We start from the raw sequence: 21,147 nt of genomic DNA on the forward strand, positions 1-21,147 counted from the left end.
CGATGTGGGTGACTACGAGACTCGTCAGCAATCGATTTCTCGCCCGGTGCCGCTGGTCACCCCCACCCCCGAGGAGCACGGTGAGACGAAATCTGCTGGCGATGCTTGTCGCGCTCTGCACCGTCACGGCGGCCGGCGCGGCCGGCGCGCCGGCCGCCGCCGTACCGATCGGCACGCTCGCCTGCCCGTCCGTCCCGGCCACCCACGACCCCGCCGTCACCGTGATCGTCTACCGGGTGGCCCGGTCGTACAACGTCAACGACAAGGTCATGCTCTCCACCTTCGAGGCGGGCTGGGTCGAGTCCCACATGAACAACCTGCCCTGCGGCGACAAGTCCAGCCTGGGCGTGTTCCAGCAGCGCTGGGACTACGGCTGGGGCACGCCGGAGCAGATCATGGACCCGGTCTACGCCACCACGCAGTACGTCACGCGTGCGATCACCTGCGACCGCAACAACCCCGGCTACACGGCGGGCCAGGTCGCCCAGTGCGTCCAGCGATCGGGCTTCCCCGACCGGTACGACCAGGTGGCGGGGACCGCGCGCACGCTGCTCAACCAGGCGGCGCGTACCCACGGCATGGCAGGCGGCTCGTCGACGGACGTGAACGGTGACGGCCGCGACGACATCCTCACCTTCACCCAGAACGCCTCCGCCGACGTGTACGCGAGCACGTCGACCGGAACCGGCTTCGCCGGAACGTCGGTGAAGTGGAACGACTTCTTCTCCATCGGCGGGGAGACCGCGTCGACGGGCGACGTCAACGGTGACGGCCGCGACGACATCGTCACGTTCGCGCACGGCAACACCGGCGACGTGTACGTGGCGCTGTCGAACGGGTCGGCGTTCGCGTCGCCGGGCCGGTGGCACGACTGGTTCGCCCCCGGCGCGGAGATCGCCGCCGTCGGTGACGTCAACGGCGACGGCAGGGACGACATCGTCGCGTTCACGCACAACGCGACGGCGGACGTCTACGTGGCGTTGTCAACCGGGTCGTCGTTCTCGGGCACGGCGGTGAAGTGGCACGACTACTTCTCCATCGCCGGGGAGTTCCCCGCGCTGGGCGACGTCAACGGCGACGGCCGCGACGACATCATCACCTTCACCCAGGGCCCCGCGTCGGCGGCGGACGTGATCGTGGCGCTGTCCACCGGCACGTCGTTCGGGGCGCCGCAGAAGTGGCACGACCTGTTCGCCGTGGGTGCCGAGCAGCCACGGGTGGGGGACGTCAACGGCGACGGCAAGGACGACGTCGTCACGTTCACCTGCAACGCCGACGCCGACGTGTACGCCGCCACCTCCACCGGCACCGGTTTCGCCGGCACCACAGTCAAGTGGCACGACTTCTTCTGCCTACCGGGCGAGTTTCCCTACCTGGGCGACGCCAACGGCGACGGCAGGGACGACCTCATCGTCTTCACCAAGGGCGCCACGAACGACGTCTACGTGGCCCTGTCCACCGGCACCACGTTCGGTGCCAGCAGCAAATGGCACGACTACTTCGGCCTCACCGGTGAGGTGACGCTGTGACGCCAGGATGGGAGGCCCCCGTGGCCGGAACACGACGGAGACGGCGGCGCGCCGGCGTCGCCCTGCTGGTGGCGGCGCTCGCCGGCGCGGTCGCGGTGCAGCCCGCGCCGGTGTCCGCGACGCCGCCGGGCCGTACCGCGCTGGACGCCGCCTTCGTGCGGGCGGCGCAGGAGTACGACGTGCCCCGGGACGTCCTGGTAGCGGTCGGCTACGGCGAGTCCCGCCTGGACGGGCACGGCGGCGAGCCGAGCCAGGCCAACGGCTACGGGGTGATGCACCTGGTGAGCAACCCGGTCCGGCACAGCCTGGAACGGGCGGCGGCGTTGACCGGTGAGCCGGTCGCGCGTCTGAAGACCGTCACGCCGGCGAACATCCGCGGCGGCGCGGCAGTGCTGCGCGAGCTGGCCGACGCCGAGGGGCTGACCGCGCGGGACCGGGACCGGGTCACCGCCTGGTATCCGGTGGTGGCGCGGTACGGCGGCGCGGCCGACGACGCCACCGCCCGCCTGTACGCGGACGGGATCTACGAGCTGGTGCAGCAGGGCATCCCAGGCGCGGTGCCGGTCCGGGCGTACCGGGTCGAGCCGGAGCGCGGCCGCTACGCCGCGGTTCCCCCCGCCGGCACGGCGCCCCGTACGCTCGCAGCCGTGCCGGAGTATCCGGCGGCGCGGTGGGTCGCCGCGAACGGCGCGAACTACGGCATCGGGCGGTCCAGCCGGATCACCACTGTGATCCTCCACGTCACCCAGGGCTCGTACGCCGGGACGGTCAGCTGGTTCCAGAGCCCGTCGTCCGGCGTCAGCGCCCACTACGTGGTGAAGTCCAGCAACGGCGAGATCACCCAGATGGTCCGCGAGGGCGACACCGCGTACCACGCCCGGTCCGGCAACGCGTACGGCGTCGGCATCGAGCACGAGGGGTACGTCGACAACCCGGCCTGGTTCACCGACGCGATGTACCGTTCCTCGGCCGCGCTGACCCGCTACCTGTGCGACAAGTACGGCATCCCGAAGAACCGCACCGGCATCAAGGGGCACAACGAGATCCCGGGTAACGACCACACCGACCCGGGACCGAACTGGAACTGGAACTACTACCTCTCGCTGGTGAACCAGGGTGGCGGGGGCCCGACCGCCCGCTATTTCGGTGGTTCGCCGACGGATTTCACCGGTGACGGCCGGGACGACGTGGTCGCGTTCACCCACGGTGCGCTGGCCGACGCGTATGTGGCCACGTCGACGGGTTCGTCGTTCGCGGGCACGTCGGTGAAGTGGCACGACTGGTTCGCCCTGCCCGGAGAGACCCCCCTGACCGGCGACGTCAACGGCGACGGACGCGACGACGCCATCGTGTTCACCCACGGCACCACCGCCGACGTCCACGTCGCCCTGTCCACCGGCACATCCTTCGCCGCATCCGCGAAATGGCACGACTGGTTCGCCCCCGGCACCGAAGTCCCCGCCGTCGGCGACGTCAACGGCGACGGCCGCGACGACATCATCACCTTCACCCACGACACCGACGCCGACGTCTACGTCGCCCTGTCCACCGGCACCTCCTTCACCGGCACCGCCGTGAAATGGCACGACTACTTCTCCATCGCCGGGGAGTTCCCCGCCCTCGGCGACGTCAACGGCGACGGCCGCGACGACCTCATCACCTTCACCCAAGGCCCCGCCACCGCCGCCGACGTCATCGTCGCCCTGTCCACCGGCAACGGCTTCGGGGCACCGCAGAAATGGCACGACCTGTTCGCCGTCGGCGCCGAGCAGCCCCGGGTGGGCGACATCAACGGCGACGGCAAGGATGACATCGTCACCTTCACCTGCAACACCGACGCCGACGTCTACGCCGCCACCTCCACCGGCACCACCTTCGCCGGAACCACGATCAAGTGGCACGACTTCTTCTGCCTAACCGGCGAGTTCCCCTACCTCGCCGACACCAACGGCGACGGCAAAGACGACCTCATCGTCTTCACCAAAAGCACCACAAACGACATCTACGTCGCACTCTCCACCGGCACCACCTTCGCCCCCAGCACCAAATGGCACGACTACTTCGGCCTCACCAGCGAAACCACACTCTGAGCCCGACGGCGAGCGACGCCGGCCCGGATCGGGACCGGCGTCGCTCGCCGTCCACCTACCGCTCCACCACGTTGCGCGAGCTGGAGGCAGGCCTGACCGACGGGCTGGCCTTCGCTGCCGCGCTCACGTTGCTGGTCGTGGCGGGCTGTCGCGGTGCGGCTGCGGCAGCGGCGTCACCTGCGCCTGGCCACCTGACCGGCGGGGACGTGGGCGGAACCCGGGGAGACGATCGCGGTCAGGCCGGCGGTGGACAGCGTCGCCCCGCCCAGGTCGAGGCGTCCACCGGCCGGGTCCCGCGATTCCGGGACCAGTAGCCGGCCGGCGAGCAGGCAGATCACCACGATCGGGACGTTCACCAGGAAGATTGCACCCCAGGGCAGGTGAGCCAGGACGAGTCCGCCGATTGGTGGCCCGGCGGCGAAGCCCAGCGCACTGGTCGCCGCCCAGATGCCGATCGCCGGGGACCAGCAACAACATCTTCCCGCTCGTCCCCGGCGTGGACGGCGTGGTACGCGACGAGAAGGGCAACGTCCGCTGCGTGGTCCTGCACGATACGCCCCTTGGAACCTTCGCCGAACGCACCCTGATCGACCCTCGCGCAGCGTGGTTCTACCCGACGGCGTGGACCCGGTGCGGATCGCCACCGCCATGAACCCGGGCGATGTCATCCTGGATCGCGCTGACGCGCCGCATCAACTTCACCGCGGGCCAGCGCGTCCTTGTCCTCGGCGCCGTCGGCAACGCAGGTCGGATGGCGATCCAGATCGCGAAGTACCGTGCTCGCTCGTCGAGCTCTTCGACGTCTGCATCGCCGGCCTCATGCCCACGACCGAGGAGCCGGTCGCCGGCGGACGTGGCCTCGCACCTGCGCTCACGTATTGCTGCTCAGCCTCAGCCACGGCGCTCACTGTCGATCACGTGCCCTCGCCCAGCCACCGCGCACGAGAAAGGAGCCGGATGGGTTGCGGGCCGACAGCCACGCCGAGGCCGGTCCGGCGCGTCGGATTTCCCACAGCGGGTGCCCGGACCGGATCCGCGGCGAGCGCGGGCCGTTATGGTGGGGACGCCGTGGTGTTCGGGAAGCCGGTGTGATGCCGGCGCGGCCCTCGCCACTGTGATCGGGAGACCGTCGGCCCTCGTCGTTTCGCGAGGTCACTGGGCAGAGATGCCTGGGAAGGCCGGCCGGCGGTTGCTTGTCCCGTCAGCCAGGAGACCGGCCACGGCACGTTCGTCCCCGTCCACGAGGTGTTGGAAGGCGGTCCCGCTGTGCGGTTCCCCATGCCCTGGCGCGTTGCCGCGCCGTTGTTGCTGTCCACTGTGCTGCTCACCGGCTGCGGCGCCGATGCCAAGCCTGCTGCCGCACCACCGGCGGTGTCCGCTGGACCGGTCGCGGTGACCAACTGCGGCACCCCGGTGACCATCGCGGCGCCACCGATGCGGGTCGTCACCATGAACCAGGCCGCCACGGAGATCATGCTGGCCCTGGGCCTGCAAGATCGGATGATCGGCACGGCCTACCTCGACGACGCGATCCTGCCCGCCTACGCGGACGCCTACGCGAAGATCCCGGTGCTGGCCAAGGAGTACCCGACCAAGGAGAAGCTGCTCGAGGCTGAACCCGATTTCGTGTACGCGTCGTACAACAGCGCGTTCGGTGACGAGGGGGTCGGTGACCGCGCCGACTGGCAGAAACTCGGCGTCGGCACCTACATCTCCCCTGCCGGGTGCCCGGCGCAGACCCGGCAGGCGAAGCTCGCCATCGGCGACGTGTTCACCGAGATCCGCGAGCTCGCGGCGATCTTCGGGGTGAGCGACCGCGGCGAGAAGCTGATCGCCGACCACGAGGGCCGCATCGCCACGGCCGCAGGCACCGCCCGCAACGTGAAGGTCATGTGGTGGGACGGCGGCAGCGACGCCCCGAGCGTCGGCGCCTGCTGCGGCGCCCCCAACATGATCATGTCGGCGGCCGGGGTCACCAACGCCTTCGCCGACCTCACCGGCAGCTGGGGCGACACAAGCTGGGAGACCGTCACCGACCGCAACCCCGAGGTCATCGTGCTCGTCGACGCGAGCTGGGATCCCGCCGCGCAGAAGAAGACCTTCCTCGCCGGGCACCGCACCCTCAAGGACCTGCCCGCGGTCAAACAGCAGTGGTACGTGGTGATCCCGTTCTCGTCAACCACGGCCGGTGTCCGCAACGTCCTCGGCGTCGAAGCCCTCGCCCAGGGCATCGCCGCGCTGCCGTCCGGGGTCCCGAGCTGACCGCCGTCACCACCCGGCCCGCCCCGGTGCGCACCCACCGCCCGGTGCGGGCGGTCGGCCTGGCCGCGCTCGTGCTGGCTCTGGTCGCCGGTCTGGTGCTGTCGGTGGCCGTCGCGGTCACCATCGGCCCGGCCGACCTGACTGTCGGGACGGTGTGGACGGTCGTCGCCGGCCACCTGGGACTCGCGAACTCGGACGTGCCGCTGCTGCGCGACCACATCGTCTGGGACCTACGTTTGCCCCGGGTTCTCGGCGCCGCCACGGTGGGGGCGGGCCTGGCCGCGGCCGGTGCGGTCATGCAGACCGTCACCCGCAATCCCCTGGCGGACCCGTACCTGCTCGGGGTCTCCTCAGGGGCGTCGCTGGGCGCGGTCCTGGTGGTCGTGGCCGGCATCGGTAGTGGCGTAGCCGCGCTGACCGGCGGCGCCTTCCTCGGCGCCCTTGTCGCGTTCCTGCTGGTCGTGGGCCTGGCCGGGAGGTTCGGGGCATTGTCGCCGACGCGCGTGGTGCTGACCGGGGTCGCGGTGGGACAACTGTGCGCGGCACTGACCTCTTTCGTGATCATCTGGGTGGCCGACCCGCACGCCACGCAGAGCATCACGTTCTGGCTGTCCGGGTCAATGGCCCGCGCCGACTGGACGGCCCTGGGCTGGGCGGTACCGGTGCTGGTCGTGGTGCTGGCGGTGGTCGGCTGGCACGCCCGTACCCTCAACGCCTTCGCCTTCGGTGAGGAGGCCGCCGCGAGCCTCGGCGTCGAGGTGAACCGGCTGCGGTGGCTGCTGCTGGTCGGCACCGCCCTGCTGACCGCCGTGCTGGTCGCGGTCAGCGGCGCGATCGGGTTCGCCGGGCTGATCCTCCCGCACGCCGCCCGCCTGATCACCGGACCGGACCACCGGCGGCTGCTACCGGTCGCCGTGCTCGCCGGCGCCATCTTCCTGACCTGGGTCGACACCGCCGCCCGCACCGTCTTCGAACCGCGTGAGCTGCCGGTCGGGGTGCTGACGGCACTGGTCGGGGTGCCGGCGTTCTTCCTGATCCTGCGCCGCCGGGAGGTACGCGGCTGATGCTTCAGATCTCCGACGTCTCGTGGGCGGTGCCCGCCGCCCGCATCCTCGACCACGTCACCGGCACCGTCCCGGCGGGCAGCCTGGTCGGGCTGCTCGGCCCGAACGGCTCCGGCAAGACCACCCTGCTGCGGGCCGTCGCCGCCCTGGTGCGCCCGGATACCGGCAACATCACACTCGCAGGCGACGACGTGACTCGGCTGCGGCGCCTTGCCCTGGCCCGGCGCATCGCGTTGCTGGCCCAGCACGCCGAGACCGACCTCGACCTGACCGTCCGCGACGTGGTCCTGCTCGGCCGCATCCCGCACCGCCGGACCCGCTGGTCCGACACCGGCAGCGACCATGCCGCCGCGGTCGAGGCACTGGGCCGGGTCGACCTGGCCGGGTTCGCCGACCGTAAGTGGCAGACCCTGTCCGGTGGGGAACGCCAGCGCGTCCAGCTCGCCCGCGCGCTGGCCCAGGAGCCGGAACTGCTGCTGCTCGACGAACCCACCAACCACCTCGACATCGGCCACCAGCTTCAGCTGCTGCACCTGGTCCGCCGATCGCAGGTCACCGCCCTCGCCGCGCTGCACGACCTCAACCTGGCCGTCATGTTCTGCGACACCGTCGTCGTGCTGCACCACGGCCGGGTCGTCGCCGCGGGACCACCCGCACGGGTGCTCACCCCGGCGCTGCTCGCCGACGTGTACGGCGTCGACGCAGACGTGCGGGTTCACGACGGGCGGACCGTCATTGAGTTCCGGCCGCCGTCATGACCCGGCACGTGCTGCCGGTGCCCGGTCGGTCACCCACCACGCTGGCCACGACACGATCCACCAGCTCGCCGAGCAGATGGCCGCGCGTCTGGGCGTATTCGTGCACAGGTGTTTCCTCGACGGCGCGAAACCGTTTGCTGCACGCGGCGCTCGACGCGGCCACCGGTTCACTGGTCGGACGTGACCCGGCGGTTCGACGCGCCCCGCGCCGGCAACCCGATCATCCTGGCACGATGACCGAGGCCGGCGCTGGGCCGGCGTTCCTCGCGGCGCAGCAGGCGGCGGGAGTCATTGCGGCCAGACACCGCGGTGCCTTCGCCGGCGCCGAGGAACTGCTGGGCGCCATCGGCGACGAGACCGTGCGCACCCGGGTTTCATGCTGCTCGCCGAACTCGCCCTTGGCCCTGGTCCAGTCACAGACAGGGCAGAGCATGGACGAACTCGTCCATGAGGTCACGTTGCTGATGGCCGAAGTGGTGGGCAGCGTCGGACACCAGCCCGGGCTGGACCTCGCCCACGCCGAGCCCGGCGGTCCGGCGGATGGACAGCAGGCGATACTGGGGCGGTGGAAGGACAGGCTCGCCGAACCGGGCGGCTCATGGTGGCGGGCACGACGTCGGACGCGGGCAAGAGCCGGGTGACGACCGCGTTGTGCCGGGCGTTCGCACGGCGCGGTGTTCGGGTCGCTCCGTTCAAGGCACGGAACATGGCGAACAATTCGATGGCGTGTGCGGGTGGGGCGGAGATCGGCCATGCTCAGTGGGTGCAGGCGCTGGCGGCGGGCGCAGAGCCGGCCCGGCAGGCCCGGCTGGATCTGCTCGCCGACCTGGCGGAGAAACACCTGGAGGTCGACGCGCTGCTGAACCTAGCCGAGCGGGGCGCTCCCGCGGCGCCGGTGATCGGACCCTACGCGTGAGGATTCTCGTGCTCGGTGGGACGGGCGAGGCCCGCGCGCTGGCGGCCTCGCTCGTCGACGACGGTGCCGTGGTCGTGACCTCACTGGCGGGGCGGGTCGCGCGTCCCCGGCTGCCGGTGGGGCAGGTCCGCGTCGGTGGCTTCGGCGGGATCGCAGGACTGGCCGCGTACCTGGCGGAGACCCGGGTGCGTGCCGTGGTCGACGCGACGCACCCGTTCGCGGAGAAGATCAGCGCCAACGCGGCGGCGGCGTGCCCGGCCGCCGGGGTTCCCCTGCTCCGTTTGGAACGGCCCGGCTGGGCCGCTCGCCCCGAGGCGTCGGCCTGGTACTGGGCCGGTGACCACAGTGAAGCTGCCCGGGTGGCGGCCGGTCTGGGCGACCGGCCGTTCCTCACCGTCGGACGGCAGTCGCTGGCGCACTTCGTCGAACCGTTGCGCCGGCACGCGTGCCTGGTTCGCGTGGTGGACGAGCCCGACATCGTCCTGCCGGTGTCGTGGAAGCTGCTGCGCAGCCGCGGTCCCTACACCCTCGCGCACGAGCGGGAGGTGATGGCGGGCACGGACGTTCTAGTTACCAAGGACTCCGGCGGTGACCACACGGTCGCGAAGCTGGAGGTCGCCGCCGAGCGGGCGATGCCGGTCGTGATCGTGCGCCGCGCCGGGCCGCCGGCCGGAGTGCCGCTGGTCCGTGACGTGGACGCCGCCCTGGCGTGGGTGCGGGCGTTGCCCGCACCCTGACGCGAGGTTCAGCCGGGAAGGTTCAGAGCGTGGCCGCCAGCTCCTGGCGGCGCAGCCGCTCGGCGGCACGGTCCGCGTCGCGTCCGACCAGACCGGTCAGCACTGCACCCAGGACCGCCCAAGTCGCGGCCAGGGTCGTGATCGACGAGATGCGGAAGTACCAGAGTGTGTCGGCCGGGAAGCCGCCGACCTCGTTGACCGTCGGCAGCAGAGCCCCGGCGACCACGACGACCACGAGATAGGCGCCGGCACCGGCCAGCACCGCCGAGTATGCGCCCAGCTGGGGCAGCAGACGCCGGGCCAGGACCACGGCGCCGATCGCGGCGGCCAGGCTCAGTGCCCAGAACCCGAAGTACAGCGCGGTCCGCTCGTTGATCGTGTCACCGGAGCCGACCGCCGGTGGTGTGGCGGGGTACTTGAGGAACGGCACGAGGGCGGTGGCGACGAAACCGACGGCGGCGACCACCGCGGTGCTGGCCCGTGCGGACAGGGAGCCCAGACGCCCGGCGGCGAAGGCGGCAGCGAGCGCGGTCGCTCCACCGAGGACGACGCCTACCAGGATGGTGCCCAGTGCCAGGCCCCCGGTGGACTGGGTGCCACGCGAGACTTCGGCCTCCTCCTCATCGTGGCTGTGAGACTGCTCGGCGGTGGCATTGTCGTGCGGGTGCTCGGCGGCACCGGCTTCCTCCAGGGCGATGGCTGCATCGACCTGGGGTTCGGCGACGACGTAGGAGACGAGGAAGGCCGCGAAACCGGCGATGAGCCCGGCCAACAGCCCGTGAACGAGAAAAGTGCGAGGGGTCATCAAGGGTCCGTTCGGGAGCCGGCCGCGGGCAGCACGAAACGCCCGCAGCGCCGGTGACGAGGAAAGACGAAAACTCCGGCCGGGCCGGGCGGACTGCCGCGTGGCGTGGTGTCAGTGGCAGGGGAAGCCCAGCACGTGCCGTGCGTCGTGCGTCAGCTCGTGGATGAAGGTGCCCTCGAAGACGGAGAAAGCTCCCTGCTCGGCGCCCACGAAATACAGGACGACGGCGGTGACCAGCGCGAAGAACAGCGCCCAGGGGGCGAGCGCGCGAACGGGAATGGTGGGAAGAACGGCCGGAATGGCCGTGGTCGCCTGAGGCATGACACTCCTTGGGATGCTGCGTCCCGTCGATGGGTGGTCGACCTGGCTGGAGGGTCTGGCTTCGCCGCGAGCGGCGTCACAGTAGCGCGACTGCGCCGGATTCACACCGGCTTCCTTCAGCAGGGTGGCACGACCATATCAGGTATCGGAGCAACGCGACGCTGTCGCGACTGCCTGCACGGCGGCCGGTCCGAGGGCGACGACGTGGCCGATCACCGTTACGGCGGGCGCGCCGATGCCGGCCTCGGCGGTGTCGGCGACGACGTCGGCGAGGGTACTGCGCAGCACCCGCTGGCCGGCCGAGGCGGCGTCCGCGACGACGGCGCATGGTGTGTTCCGGTCGAGACCGGCGGCGACGAGCGCGTCGGCGATGGCCGCGAGGTTGCGCATGCCCATCAGCACCACGAGGGTGGTGCCGGTGCGGGCGAGGGCGGCGTAGTCGATCGACGAGTCGGGATGGCCGGGCGGTACGTGGCCGGAGATGACGGTGAAGCCTTGCACGAGTCCGCGGTGGGTGACCGGGATGCCGGCCAGCTCCGGGGCCGCGATGCTGGAGGTCACGCCGGGTATCACGGTGGTGGGGACGCCGGCTTCGGCGCACGCGGTGACTTCCTCGAAGCCGCGGCCGAAGACGTACGAGTCGCCGCCCTTGAACCGCACAACGTGCCGTCCGGCGCGGGCGTGCTCGACAAGCAGCGCGTTGATCTGTTCCTGGCTCGTGCTCCGCCCGTACGGGATCTTGGTGACGTCGATGATCTCGGCATCCGGGCGCGCCCACTTCAGGGCCTCCCACGGGGCGAGCCGGTCGGTGAGGATCACGTCGGCCTGCTTGACGGCCGCGCGTCCGGCGACGGTGACCAGCCCTGGATCGCCCGGGCCGGCGCCGACCAGCGTGACGTGTCCGGCCGTTCGGACCGCTGCCGGCGCCCCGGCCTCCGAGGGTGCGACGGTACGCAGCACGACGTCGAACCGGCTCTCGTCGACCGGGGTGGTGACCCAGGTCAGGCGCCCGCGGAGGGCGAGGTCCTCCAGCGCGGCGCACACGGCCGGCGCGGCGACGGTGACCAGGGCGCGCCTGTGCAGCAGCGCACTGACCGTGACGGCGGCGGGTGCGCTCCCGTCGAGGACGAGCACGCTACGGCCGGTGAGGTTCAGCTGCATGTGACGGTGATTCCTAACGTGCTGAGGAGACAGCCGTCCGGTGTACGGCCTCGGTGAACGACTGGGCCAGATGCGGTTGCCCAGCCCAATGCACGTGCAGATAGGACGCGCTGAGGCTGGGGGAGGCGAATCCGGCATTGCGGCCCTCGATGCGCCAGGCGGGGTGCTCGCCGTGACCGGGTGTGACGGTGGTGCGGTGGAATTCGTGGCCGGTGGCAGCGGTTCCCCGCTCGCCGAGCAGCTGGTCCGAGCCGAGTGCGGCACGGTGGTACGCGAGGGTGAGGCGCGGCGTCATGACGGCTTCGGCGTCGAGCGCCCCGACCATGGGATGGCCGTCGACGGAGCGGCACAGATACAGCAGGCCGGCGCACTCGGCGACGGTGGGGACGCCGTCGAGGACGGCCTGGCGCAGTTCGTGGCGCAGCGTCGTGTTGGCGCTCAGCGTGGACGCGTGTACCTCGGGGAACCCCCCACCGAGGTACAACCCGCGTGTCCCGGCGGGAAGCCGCTGGTCGCGGGCCGGGTCGAACGGAACGACGGTGCAGCCCGCCGCCTGCAGCAGCTCGGTCGTCTCGGCGTACCGGAAGGTGAAGGCACGCCCGGCCGCGACCGCAACCACCGGTGATCCGGCGCCCAGCCGCCGGACGTGCGCGGCGGGATCCCATGGCTGGGCGTCCAGATCGGGTGCGGTGCGTGCCACCTGCAGCACCGCATCGAGGTCCACGTGGCGGGCGATCTGCTCGGCCAGCACGTCCAGGGCGGCGGCGGCCTCCTCACGTTCGGCTGCCGGCACGAGCCCGAGGTGGCGCGACGGGGCGCTGACACCCTGGTCGCGGTGCAGGATCCCGAGCACCGGTACGCCGGTGGATTCCACCGCCCGGGCCGCCTCGGCGGCGTGGCGGGCGGACCCGGCTTTGTTGAGCACGACACCCGCGACGGTGACGCCGGCCTCGAACGTGCCCATTCCGTGCACGACGGCCCCTACGCTGCGCGAGGTGTGCGAGACGTCCACGACCAGCAGGATCGGGGTGGCGGTCAGGGCCGCGAGGTGCGCGGTAGAGGCGAAACCGTCGCCGCCGATGCGGCCGTCGAACAGGCCCATGACCCCTTCGACGATGGCGATGTCCGCGTCGCGTGCGCCGTGCAGCAGCAGCGGGATCACGAGTGAGGGGTCGGTCAGGTGCGGGTCGAGGTTGCGGCCGGGGCGTCCGGTGGCCAGCGCGTGGTAGCCGGGGTCGATGTAGTCGGGCCCCACCTTGTGCCCCGACACGGTGTGCCCGCGCGCGGCCAGCGCGGCCATGAGCCCGGTCGCGACCGTGGTCTTGCCGTGGCCGGAGGCCGGCGCCGCGACGATCAGCCGCGGAAGGCTCACCATTCGATGCCTCGTTGGCCCTTCTGGCCGACGTCCATCGGGTGCTTGACGTGCTGCATCTCGGTCACCAGATCGGCTGCCTCGATCAGCCGGTGGTCGGCCCGGCGCCCGGTGACGATCACGTGCTGACGGCCGGGACGGTGGACCAGTGTCTCCACGACGTCGCCGACGTCGACCCAGCCCCACTGCATCGGATAGGTGAACTCGTCCAGGATGTAGAGCTGGTGCCGTTCCGCCTGGATACGGCGCTTCACCTCCGCCCAGCCCTCGGCGGCGTCCGCGGCGTGGTCCGCCTCGGTGCCGCTCTTACGGCTCCAGGACCATCCGGAGCCCATTTTGTGCCACTCGACTGGCCCGCCTTCGCCGGTCTGCTCGTGCAGCAGCCCGAGCCTCTCCAGGACGGTCTGCTCCCCGATGCGCCACTTGGCCGACTTCACGAACTGGAACACCCCGATGTCCCAGCCCTGGTTCCAAGCGCGCATCGCGATACCGAAGGCGGCGGTCGACTTGCCCTTGCCGTTTCCGGTGTGGACCATCAGCAGCGGCCGGTTGCGCCGCTGGCGGGTGGTGCTGCCGTCGTCCGGGACGGTGAGCGGCTTACCCTGCGGCATCAGGCCACCCCCGCCCGCGGAGCGGTCGCCGTGCGAACGACCCCGGTGAGCCCGTCGGCGGTCACTTCACCGAGCGGCACGTGCTCGGCCCTCAGATGAGTGGCAAGCCGGGCGGCGAGGCCGAGCCGGAATCGTCCGGTCTCGCAGTCCACGACGACGACCTGGACACCGCTGGTGGCGAGCGCGGCGGCGGCGCGGTGGGCACGACCCAGCGGGTCCGGGCCGGAGGTGGCGCGGCCGTCGGTCACCACGACGAGCAGGGGCCGGCGGGACGGGTCGCGCAGCGCCTCCCGGCGCAGCACCTCCCCACTGCGTTCCAGGCCCTCCGCGAGCGGGGTCCGGCCACCGGCCGGTAGGTCGGCCAGGCGGCGGGAGGCGACGTCGACCGAGCCGGTCGGTGGCAGGACGACCTCGGCGGTGTGCCGGCGGAACGTCACCAGTGCGACCTTGTCCCGGCGGCGGTAGGCGTCCAGCAGCAGCGACAGCACAGCGGTCTTGACCTGCTCCATGCGGCGGCGGGCCGCCATCGAACCGGACGCGTCCACGCACAGCAGCACGAGGTTCGACTCGCGCCCGACGGTCTCGGCCCGGCGCAGGTCGCCGGGCACGAGCGCGAGGCCGCGACCGCCGGTCAAGCCACCCCGGGAATGCTGATGCGGCGCCGCCGCGGTGATGGTGCCCGGCAGGTGCAGCCGGCCGTCGCCGGACGTGCGCCGCCGCTGCCCGGCGACACGGCCCTGCGGTGTTCGTGCCCGGGACCGCCGGCCGGCCTGACCGTCGCCGGTTCCTTTCACGACCAGCAAGCGGGCACGTGCGGGCTCGCCCGCGGATGCCATCGATGTGGCGGCCTGCCGTTCGGGCTCCGGTACGGGCGGGCTCTCGCCGGGAGAGCCGGGCACGTCCCCGGCCGATCCGTCGTGCCCGGTGTCGTCGGGCAGACCGCCGCCGGGACCGTCGGGTCCGGGGTCGGGGTCGTTGTGGCCGAGTAGGTCGTCCAGGCGGTCCTGGTCCAGGCCGGGCTCGTCGAAGGGGTTGCGGCGGCGGCGGTGCGGCAGCGCGAGACGGGCGGCGATGCGGATGTCCTCGAGTGTCACTCGCGTACGTCCCCGCCAGGCCGCGTGCGCCGCGGCGGCGCGAGCGGTGACGAGGTCCGCACGCAGGCCGTCCACGTCGAACGCGGCGCACAGCTCGGCGATCCTGGTCAGCGTCTCGTCGTCGAGCACGACACCGGCCAGCGAGCGCCGGGCGGCGGCCAGCCGGGTGCGCAGGGCTTCCTGCTCGCCGGCCCAGCGTGTGGCGAAGCCCTCCGGGTCGGCGTCGAATGCGAGCCGGCGGCGGACCGCCTGCACCCGCAGGACGGGGTCACGCGGGGCGGCGACCTCGACCGTCAGGCCGAACCGGTCGAGCAGCTGCGGGCGCAGTTCGCCCTCCTCCGGGTTCATCGTGCCGATCAACACGAACCGGGAGGCATGCTCGACCGAGACACCGTCGCGTTCGACGCTGACCCGGCCGGTCGCCGCGGCGTCGAGCAGCAGGTCGACCAGGTGGTCCGGCAGCAGGTTGACCTCGTCGACGTACAGCAGGCCACGATGGGCCCGGGCCAGCAGGCCAGGCTCGAACGCGACGACGCCGTCTCGCAGCGCGGCATCGAGCTTCAGCGATCCGGTCACCCGGTCGTCGCCGGCTCCGACGGGTAGTTCGACGAGGCGTACCGGCCGTTCGACGACGGGCGTGGGCACGTCGAACGGCCCGTCGGGGCAGACCGCCGAGGGATCGTCCGGGTCGATGGAGAACCGGTCGCCCGCATAGACCCGTACCGCCGGGAGCACCTCGGCGAGGCCGCGCACGGTAGTGGTCTTGGCAGTGCCCTTCTCCCCGCGGATCAGGACACCGCCGATGAGCGGATCGATCGCGACCAGGGTGAGGGCGAGAGTCATGTCGTCGGCGCCGACGACGGCACAAAAGGGGTACTGCGCTGGCATGTAGGGCTCCCGCTCGATCTGCCATGGCGGTCCACGACGCGGCATGCGCCGTGGATCGGATCGAGGCCGGTCTTCGGACTTCCCAGGTCAATGCCTGGATCACCGCAGCGGGCCCTGTGCCGGATTCTCACCGGCTTCCCAGATTCTCCCCGCGACCACGGTCGTGGGGCACCTCGAACCTGTGCATCACCATAGACGCCCCGGTGGCCGGGGCAAGGGCCGGTGGGCGGCTAGGGTGCATCTCCATGGAGGAGCGGGTGACCGTGGTGGGGATCGGGGCTGACGGGTGGGTGGGTCTGCCGGAGCCGTCCCGGGCGCTGGTGCGGGCGGCCGCGACGCTGCTCGGCGGGCGGCGGCACCTCGAGGCGGTGCCGCCCGTCGACGGCCAGCAGCGCGTGGCGTGGCCGTCGCCGCTGCGGGACAATCTGCCAGGTGTGCTCGCCTCCGCGCGAGGGCCGGTTGTCGTGCTGGCCTCCGGCGACCCGCTCGTGTCGGGTATCGGCACGACGCTGCTGGACGTCCTGGGCCCGGAGCGCGTGACGATCGTGCCCGGGGTCTCCTCGGTAGCCCTCGCCCGAGCACGTCTCGGATGGCCGGCCGAGTCCGTCACCACGGTCAGCCTGGTCGGCCGGGACCTACGGCTGATCGTGCCTGCGCTCTCGGCCGGGCGCCGGCTGCTCGTGCTGTCCAGCGACGAGACGACACCCGCGGCCGTGGCCGCGGTGCTGACCGGGCTCGGTTGGGGGCAGTCCAGGCTGGTCGTGCTCGGTGACCTCGGTGCCGCCGGTGAGTCGTGTACCGCGACCACCGCGGCCGGGTGGGACCTGAACGACGTGCCGCGGTTGAACGTTCTCGCTGTCGAAGCTCGCGGTGCCGGTCCGGGCTGGGCCTCGGGCGGCGTGTTGCCCGACGACGCGTTCGAGCACGGCGGGCAGATCACCAAACGTGACCTGCGGGCCAGTGCCCTGGCCCGGCTCGCGCCCGCGCCCGGTCAGCTGCTGTGGGACGTCGGCGCCGGCAGCGGCTCGATCGGTGTGGAGTGGATGCGGGCCTGGCCGACGGCACGGACGATCGCGGTGGAGCCCCGCTCCGACCGGGCCGCGCTGGTGCACCGCAACGCCGCTGCCCTCGGCGTGCCGGGTCTGTGTCTGGTCGAGGGTTCGGCGCCCGGGGCCCTGTCCGGCCTGGACCGTCCCGACGCGGTGTTCGTCGGCGGCGGGGCCACCGTCCCCGGCGTGCTGGACACCTGCTGGGATGCGCTCGGCGCCGGTGGACGGCTCGTCGTGCACGGTGTCACCGCCGAGACCGAGGCGGTGCTGCTGAAGCAGCACAGCCGGCGCGGCGGTGAACTCGTCCGCCTGCACGTCGAACGCGCCGAACCGCTCGGCGGCTTCACCGGCTGGACGCCCGCACGGGCAGTCAGCCAGTGGTCCATCGTCAAGGGAGATTCATGACCGTCCATTTCGTCGGGGCCGGGCCCGGCGCCGCCGACCTGCTCACCCTCCGCGCGGTACGCCTGCTCGAGTCCGCCGACGTGTGCCTGTACCCGGGCACGTACCTCGACGCCGAGGTGCTGGAGCACTGCCGTGACGACGCCCGGCTGATCGACACCCAGCACCTCGACCTGGACCAGATCACCACGCACCTGGTCCAGGCACACGCCGACGGGTCCGAGGTCGTACGGCTGTGCTCCGGTGACCCGTCGCTGTACTCGGCGGTGCACGAGCAGGCACGCCGGCTCGACGCCGCCCGGGTCCCGTGGGACGTCACGCCCGGCGTGCCGGCCTATGCGGCTGCTGCCGCCGCCGTCGGCGCCGAGCTGACCGTCCCGGAGCTGGCCCAGTCGGTCGTGCTCACCCGCGCGCAGGCCCGGTCCACGGTCATGCCGTCGGGAGAGAAGCTCGCCGCGTTCGCCGCGACCGGCGCGACGCTCGCCCTGCACCTGGCGGTCACGCGTACCCGCGAGCTGGCCGCCGAACTGGCCGGCTACTACGGCCACGACTGCCCCATAGTCGTGGTGCACCGGGTGTCGCAGCCGCAGGAGCTCATCCTGCGCGGCACGCTGGCCGACATCGGCGGCCGGGTCGAGCAGGCCGGTCTGCGACAGGCAGCGGTCATCCTGGTCGGCCCGGCGCTGGCCGGGGACGTCCGTGGCGGCGAGTCGTTCCTCTACTCGGCCGGTCGCGAGCGCCGCGTGCGCGGCTGATCAGGGCACGAAGCGCGGGCTCCAGACACGTCCGGCCGCGGTGACTCGCGTCGCCGAGGCGCCGATGATCAACAGGCATTTCATGTCGATGCTGCCGGGGTCCAGTTCGCCGAGCGAGGTGACGGTGAGACTCTCCCCGGCCCGGCCGATGTCGCGGCCCACGACCACGACCGTCCGGGGGGACTTGTGCTCCAGCAGCACGGCCCGGGCCTGCGCGACCTGTTCGGTGCGTGAGCGTGAGCGCGGGTTGTAGAGGGCCAGCACCAAATCCGCCTCGGCGACAGCGCGCAGCCGCTTGACCACGACCTCCCACGGCTTGAGCCGGTCCGACAGGCTCATCACCGCGAAATCGGCCCCGATCGGCGCGCCCGCGCGCGCCGCGACCGCCTGGACGGCGGAGATCCCGGGTACGACACGGATGGCGACGCCGGCGTAGCGGGGGTCCTCCGCGGCCTCGAACACCGCCGACGCCATGCCGAAGACGCCCGCGTCACCGCCGGAGACGACCGCGACGCGCTCACCGGCGAGCGCCAGTTCGAGCGCCTGCCGGGCCCGCTCGAGCTCGACCGTGTTGCCGGAGGCGTGGCGGACGAGTCCGGGGCGCTGCGCGACGCGCTGGACGTACGGGCCGTAGCCGACGACGTGGCCGGCCTCGGCGAGCACCTGCGACGCCTCGGGGGAGAGCCACCGATCGGGACCGGGGCCGAGGCCCACGACGACGACCTCGGCACCGGGATAAGGTTCGGTGACCCTGGTGGCCGGGAGGTCGTAACGGGCCACTCCGGGCCGGGTGTCGCCGGGGACCAGCACGATCGAGAAGTACGGCACCGTGGCGGGGTCCACGTCGGCGACAGGCAGTACCCGCTCGGCGGTCATCGACGCCCGTTCGACGTACCAGGAGCCCTCGACGCGCCCGGCCTGCTCGAGCGCCGAGCGGACCTTGGTGAACGTCCGGCCCAGCTTCATGATCACCGCCCCGTCGGTGTCGGCGAGACGCCGGGCCAGCTCGGGCTCGGGCAACGTTCCCGGCAGCACGGTCAGCACGTCGGTCTGCCGGACCAGCGGCAGGGCGGTGGTGGCGGTGGCGGCGGCGAAGGCGGGCACACCGGCGACGACCTGCGTGTCGAACTCGCCGGCGAGCCGGTCGTGCAGGTACATGAACGAGCCGTAGAGCATCGGGTCGCCCTCGGCCAGCACGACCACGTCGCGGCCCGCACGAAGGTGGGCCCGCAGCCGCTCGGCGGCTTCGGCGTAGAAGTCGGCCATCGCCCCGGCGTACCCGCCCGGGTGCTCGGTGCTCTGGGTCGTCACCGGATAGACCAGCGCCTCCTCGATCACGTCGTCCGGGAACAGCCCGGCAGCGATGCGGCGCGCGTTGGACTGTTTGCCGACACCCTGGTGGTAGGCGATGACCTGGGCCGCGCCGATCAGCCGGGCGGCTTTGAGCGTGATCAGTTCGGGATCACCCGGGCCGACCCCGACGCCGGACAGCCGCCCGGTCACTCCGCCTCCCGGGCGAGGGCGTTGAGCGCGGAGGCGGCCATCGCCGAGCCGCCCCGGCGCCCGGTCACCACGAGATAGGGCACGTCGAGGCCGGGGGCGTCGGTGGCGAGGTCGATGAGCGCCTGCTTGGACTCGGCGGCGCCGATGAATCCCACCGGCGTACCGATGATCGCAGCTGGTCGTGGCGCGCCGTCGCGCAGCATCTCCAGCAGGTGGAACAGGGCCGTGGGGGCGTTGCCGAAGGCGACGACCGCGCCGGCGAGGTGGTCGGTCCACAGCGACACCGCCGCCGCCGACCGGGTCGTTGCCCACCGGTGGGCAAGCGCCGGGACCTCGGGTTCGTGCAGAAAGCAGCGGACCTCGTTGTCACGGGGCAGGCGGGCGCGGGTAACGCCGGCGGCGACCATGTGCGCGTCGGTCAGGATCGGCGCCCCCGCCTCCAGCGCCCCGCGGGCGGCGGCCACCAGGCCGGGGTGGATCACCAGGTTGCGGGTGAGGTCGGTCTGGCCGCATGCGTGGATCATCCGCACCGCGACCTTCTCGGCGTCGGCCGGCACACCCGAAAGATCGGCCTCGGCACGGATGGTGGCGAACGAGGCGTCGTAGATCGCCGCGCCGTCGGTGACGTAGTCGTAGCGGCGTGCCGGTGTGGTGAGACTCATGCGTTCTCCAGATCGGGGACGAGCAGGGTGCGGTACGGGGTGACGACGATCTCGCCGGCGCCGAGCGCGCGGATCTCCTCCAGCAGGGGAGCGTCCACTCGGCCGCCGGAAGCCGCGAGGTGCGCGGTGACGCGGCCGTCATCCTGAACGATCCTGCCCAGCGCGGGTGGAGGTGTGCTCACCCGGGTCCGCTCGGCACGGTCGAGTACGGTGCCCAGCAGCGCGGCGCCGGCGCCGGGCAGCTCGTCGACGTGCCAGGGTGAGTCAGGCCGGTCACCCGCGAGCCCGGCGAAGCGTACGGCGAGCCCGGTCAGCGCCGCGGCGGCCTCGTCCAGCCGGATGACTGGCCCCCACGCCGAGGTTCCGGCGCGTAGCTGCGCGGTGTCCGAGTCGAGCGCCACCAACCCCAGGTCCAAGTCACGGCTGACCAGATCACCGCGGCCGTCGTCAAGCACGAACAGGAACCGTCCGGTCAGCGCGGTGAGCCGGGGCTCGGCGCGCAGCCGTGCGTCGAGTCCGGCGACGACCGGGTGTAGATCGGCCCGGCCGCCACTGCGTCCGGTCAGCGGTGAGGCGAGGATGTTGCGGACCAGCTCGTGCGACGTGGACGGTACGAGCCCGGTCGCGATGACGTCGGCGACGACGGTCTCGGGCAGCCGCCCATCGTCGTGCTCGAGACCGCGCACCTGCAGGTTGGCGCGGCTGGTCAGGTGGACCGCGCCGTCGCCGTGCGCACGGGCCACCTCCACGAGTGCGCACAGCGCCGCAGTCGGCACGATCCCGCCGGGGACGCGCACCCGCACGAGCGCGCCGTCGTCGGCGATCCATGGGCGCAGCAGGCCGGGACACAGGTCGCGGCGGGTCCTCTCGGTCACGGCGACATGGTGCCAGAGCCCGTCCCCGGCGACACCGGCTGTCGGTGCTACCGTCGTGATGCCAGTCAAACTCAGCCATGAGCCAGGGAACCCGGTGCGAATCCGGGACTGACGCGCAGCGGTGAGGGTGACGGGCGGGGCACGACGCCACTGGACCCACGGTCTGGGAAGGCGCCCCGTCCGGTTGATCCCGAGTCCGAAGACCTGCTGGCCGCAGATCCGTCTGCGACACGTGCCCATCCAGGCCTCGCGCACAGGCCCCGGACGAAAGAAGACCCCGTGTCCCGATCGCA

At 72.1% G+C, this 21,147-nt stretch carries 18 protein-coding genes, 2 pseudogenes and 4 riboswitches; of the genes and pseudogenes, 10 read left to right on the forward strand and 10 right to left on the reverse strand.

The window, feature by feature from the left end; translation table 11 throughout:
* Positions 1 to 80 precede the first annotated feature (80 nt).
* Both J3R08_RS08865 and J3R08_RS08870 read left to right on the forward strand, forming a co-directional pair.
* The gene (locus J3R08_RS08865) at positions 81 to 1,529 is read left to right on the forward strand and encodes an FG-GAP-like repeat-containing protein (RefSeq protein WP_069089292.1); all 1,449 of its coding nucleotides are present in this window, start codon (positions 81 to 83) and stop codon (positions 1,527 to 1,529) included.
* Positions 1,530 to 1,549: 20 nt separating this feature from the next.
* Positions 1,550 to 3,619 carry an N-acetylmuramoyl-L-alanine amidase gene (locus J3R08_RS08870; protein WP_073827191.1) on the forward strand — a complete coding sequence of 690 codons (2,070 nt, stop codon included), beginning with the start codon at positions 1,550 to 1,552 and terminating at the stop codon, positions 3,617 to 3,619.
* A gap of 224 nt (positions 3,620 to 3,843) precedes the next feature.
* On the opposite strand, the pseudogene J3R08_RS08875 reads toward J3R08_RS08870, so the two are convergent.
* Positions 3,844 to 4,083: pseudogene (locus J3R08_RS08875) on the reverse strand (MFS transporter); the annotation flags it as partial.
* A gap of 588 nt (positions 4,084 to 4,671) precedes the next feature.
* Positions 4,672 to 4,856, forward strand: a riboswitch (cobalamin riboswitch).
* Positions 4,857 to 4,897: 41 nt separating this feature from the next.
* Between J3R08_RS08875 and J3R08_RS08880 the strand changes: the two are divergent.
* The 6 genes and pseudogenes from J3R08_RS08880 (at position 4,898) to J3R08_RS08905 (ending at position 9,356) form a co-directional block, all read left to right on the forward strand.
* Entirely contained in the window at positions 4,898 to 5,881 is a 984-nt protein-coding gene (locus tag J3R08_RS08880; protein WP_069088814.1) for an ABC transporter substrate-binding protein, read from the forward strand.
* A gap of 44 nt (positions 5,882 to 5,925) precedes the next feature.
* Positions 5,926 to 6,945 carry an iron ABC transporter permease gene (locus tag J3R08_RS08885; RefSeq protein ID WP_030275088.1) on the forward strand — a complete coding sequence of 340 codons (1,020 nt, stop codon included), beginning with the start codon at positions 5,926 to 5,928 and terminating at the stop codon, positions 6,943 to 6,945.
* A complete protein-coding gene (locus J3R08_RS08890) occupies positions 6,945 to 7,703 on the forward strand; it encodes an ABC transporter ATP-binding protein (protein ID WP_030275086.1) in 759 nt (252 codons plus the stop codon). The genes J3R08_RS08885 and J3R08_RS08890 overlap by 1 nt, the downstream gene beginning before the upstream one ends.
* A 233-nt stretch (positions 7,704 to 7,936) precedes the next feature.
* Positions 7,937 to 8,344 (forward strand): hypothetical protein, encoded by a 408-nt coding sequence (locus J3R08_RS31910; RefSeq protein ID WP_069088813.1) that lies wholly within the window; start codon positions 7,937 to 7,939, stop codon positions 8,342 to 8,344.
* Positions 8,302 to 8,496 (forward strand): annotated as a pseudogene (locus tag J3R08_RS31915) (cobyric acid synthase CobQ); the annotation flags it as partial. The gene J3R08_RS31910 and the pseudogene J3R08_RS31915, both read left to right, overlap by 43 nt.
* A 131-nt stretch (positions 8,497 to 8,627) precedes the next feature.
* Entirely contained in the window at positions 8,628 to 9,356 is a 729-nt protein-coding gene (locus tag J3R08_RS08905; RefSeq protein WP_013476131.1) for a cobalt-precorrin-6A reductase, read from the forward strand.
* 22 nt (positions 9,357 to 9,378) lie between these two features.
* On the opposite strand, the gene J3R08_RS08910 is transcribed toward J3R08_RS08905, so the two are convergent.
* The 6 genes from J3R08_RS08910 to J3R08_RS08935 form a co-directional block, all read right to left on the reverse strand.
* Positions 9,379 to 10,161, reverse strand: a complete 783-nt coding sequence (locus J3R08_RS08910; protein ID WP_069088812.1) for a CbtA family protein — start codon at positions 10,159 to 10,161, stop codon at positions 9,379 to 9,381.
* Positions 10,162 to 10,272: 111 nt separating this feature from the next.
* On the reverse strand, positions 10,273 to 10,482 hold the full coding sequence (locus J3R08_RS08915; protein WP_013476133.1) for a CbtB-domain containing protein: 210 nt from the start codon (positions 10,480 to 10,482) through the stop codon (positions 10,273 to 10,275).
* Positions 10,481 to 10,621, reverse strand: a riboswitch (adenosylcobalamin (AdoCbl) riboswitch). It overlaps the preceding gene by 2 nt.
* Positions 10,621 to 11,643 carry a uroporphyrinogen-III C-methyltransferase gene (gene cobA / locus J3R08_RS08920; RefSeq protein WP_069088811.1) on the reverse strand — a complete coding sequence of 341 codons (1,023 nt, stop codon included), beginning with the start codon at positions 11,641 to 11,643 and terminating at the stop codon, positions 10,621 to 10,623. (Overlaps the previous riboswitch by 1 nt.)
* Positions 11,644 to 11,656: 13 nt before the next feature.
* The gene (locus J3R08_RS08925) at positions 11,657 to 13,018 is read right to left on the reverse strand and encodes a cobyrinate a,c-diamide synthase (protein WP_069088810.1); all 1,362 of its coding nucleotides are present in this window, start codon (positions 13,016 to 13,018) and stop codon (positions 11,657 to 11,659) included.
* On the reverse strand, positions 13,012 to 13,626 hold the full coding sequence (gene cobO, locus J3R08_RS08930) for a cob(I)yrinic acid a,c-diamide adenosyltransferase (protein WP_069088809.1): 615 nt from the start codon (positions 13,624 to 13,626) through the stop codon (positions 13,012 to 13,014). The genes J3R08_RS08925 and cobO overlap by 7 nt, the downstream gene beginning before the upstream one ends.
* On the reverse strand, positions 13,626 to 15,608 hold the full coding sequence (locus J3R08_RS08935) for a magnesium chelatase subunit D family protein (protein ID WP_013476137.1): 1,983 nt from the start codon (positions 15,606 to 15,608) through the stop codon (positions 13,626 to 13,628). The genes cobO and J3R08_RS08935 overlap by 1 nt, the downstream gene beginning before the upstream one ends.
* A gap of 46 nt (positions 15,609 to 15,654) precedes the next feature.
* A riboswitch (cobalamin riboswitch) is annotated at positions 15,655 to 15,799 on the reverse strand.
* Positions 15,800 to 15,853: 54 nt separating this feature from the next.
* On the opposite strand from J3R08_RS08935, the gene J3R08_RS08940 reads away from it, so the two are divergent.
* A complete protein-coding gene (locus J3R08_RS08940) occupies positions 15,854 to 17,062 on the forward strand; it encodes a bifunctional cobalt-precorrin-7 (C(5))-methyltransferase/cobalt-precorrin-6B (C(15))-methyltransferase (protein ID WP_064448784.1) in 1,209 nt (402 codons plus the stop codon).
* The gene (locus J3R08_RS08945; protein WP_013476139.1) at positions 17,059 to 17,814 is read left to right on the forward strand and encodes a cobalt-precorrin-4/precorrin-4 C(11)-methyltransferase; all 756 of its coding nucleotides are present in this window, start codon (positions 17,059 to 17,061) and stop codon (positions 17,812 to 17,814) included. The genes J3R08_RS08940 and J3R08_RS08945 overlap by 4 nt, the downstream gene beginning before the upstream one ends.
* On the opposite strand, the gene J3R08_RS08950 is transcribed toward J3R08_RS08945, so the two are convergent.
* The 3 genes from J3R08_RS08950 to J3R08_RS08960 are packed head-to-tail and all read right to left on the reverse strand — an operon-like array spanning position 17,815 to position 20,854.
* The gene (locus tag J3R08_RS08950; protein ID WP_013476140.1) at positions 17,815 to 19,317 is read right to left on the reverse strand and encodes a precorrin-2 C(20)-methyltransferase; all 1,503 of its coding nucleotides are present in this window, start codon (positions 19,315 to 19,317) and stop codon (positions 17,815 to 17,817) included.
* Positions 19,314 to 19,979 carry a precorrin-8X methylmutase gene (locus J3R08_RS08955; protein WP_013476141.1) on the reverse strand — a complete coding sequence of 222 codons (666 nt, stop codon included), beginning with the start codon at positions 19,977 to 19,979 and terminating at the stop codon, positions 19,314 to 19,316. Before J3R08_RS08955 ends, J3R08_RS08950 begins: the two co-directional genes overlap by 4 nt.
* Positions 19,976 to 20,854, reverse strand: a complete 879-nt coding sequence (locus tag J3R08_RS08960; protein ID WP_043325467.1) for a sulfite reductase subunit beta — start codon at positions 20,852 to 20,854, stop codon at positions 19,976 to 19,978. The genes J3R08_RS08955 and J3R08_RS08960 overlap by 4 nt, the downstream gene beginning before the upstream one ends.
* 45 nt (positions 20,855 to 20,899) lie before the next feature.
* Positions 20,900 to 21,081, forward strand: a riboswitch (cobalamin riboswitch).
* Positions 21,082 to 21,147: the final 66 nt, after the last annotated feature.

Origin of the sequence: Micromonospora sp. HB375, assembly GCF_017872985.1 — a bacterium.
GTDB lineage: Bacteria > Actinomycetota > Actinomycetes > Mycobacteriales > Micromonosporaceae > Micromonospora > Micromonospora chalcea.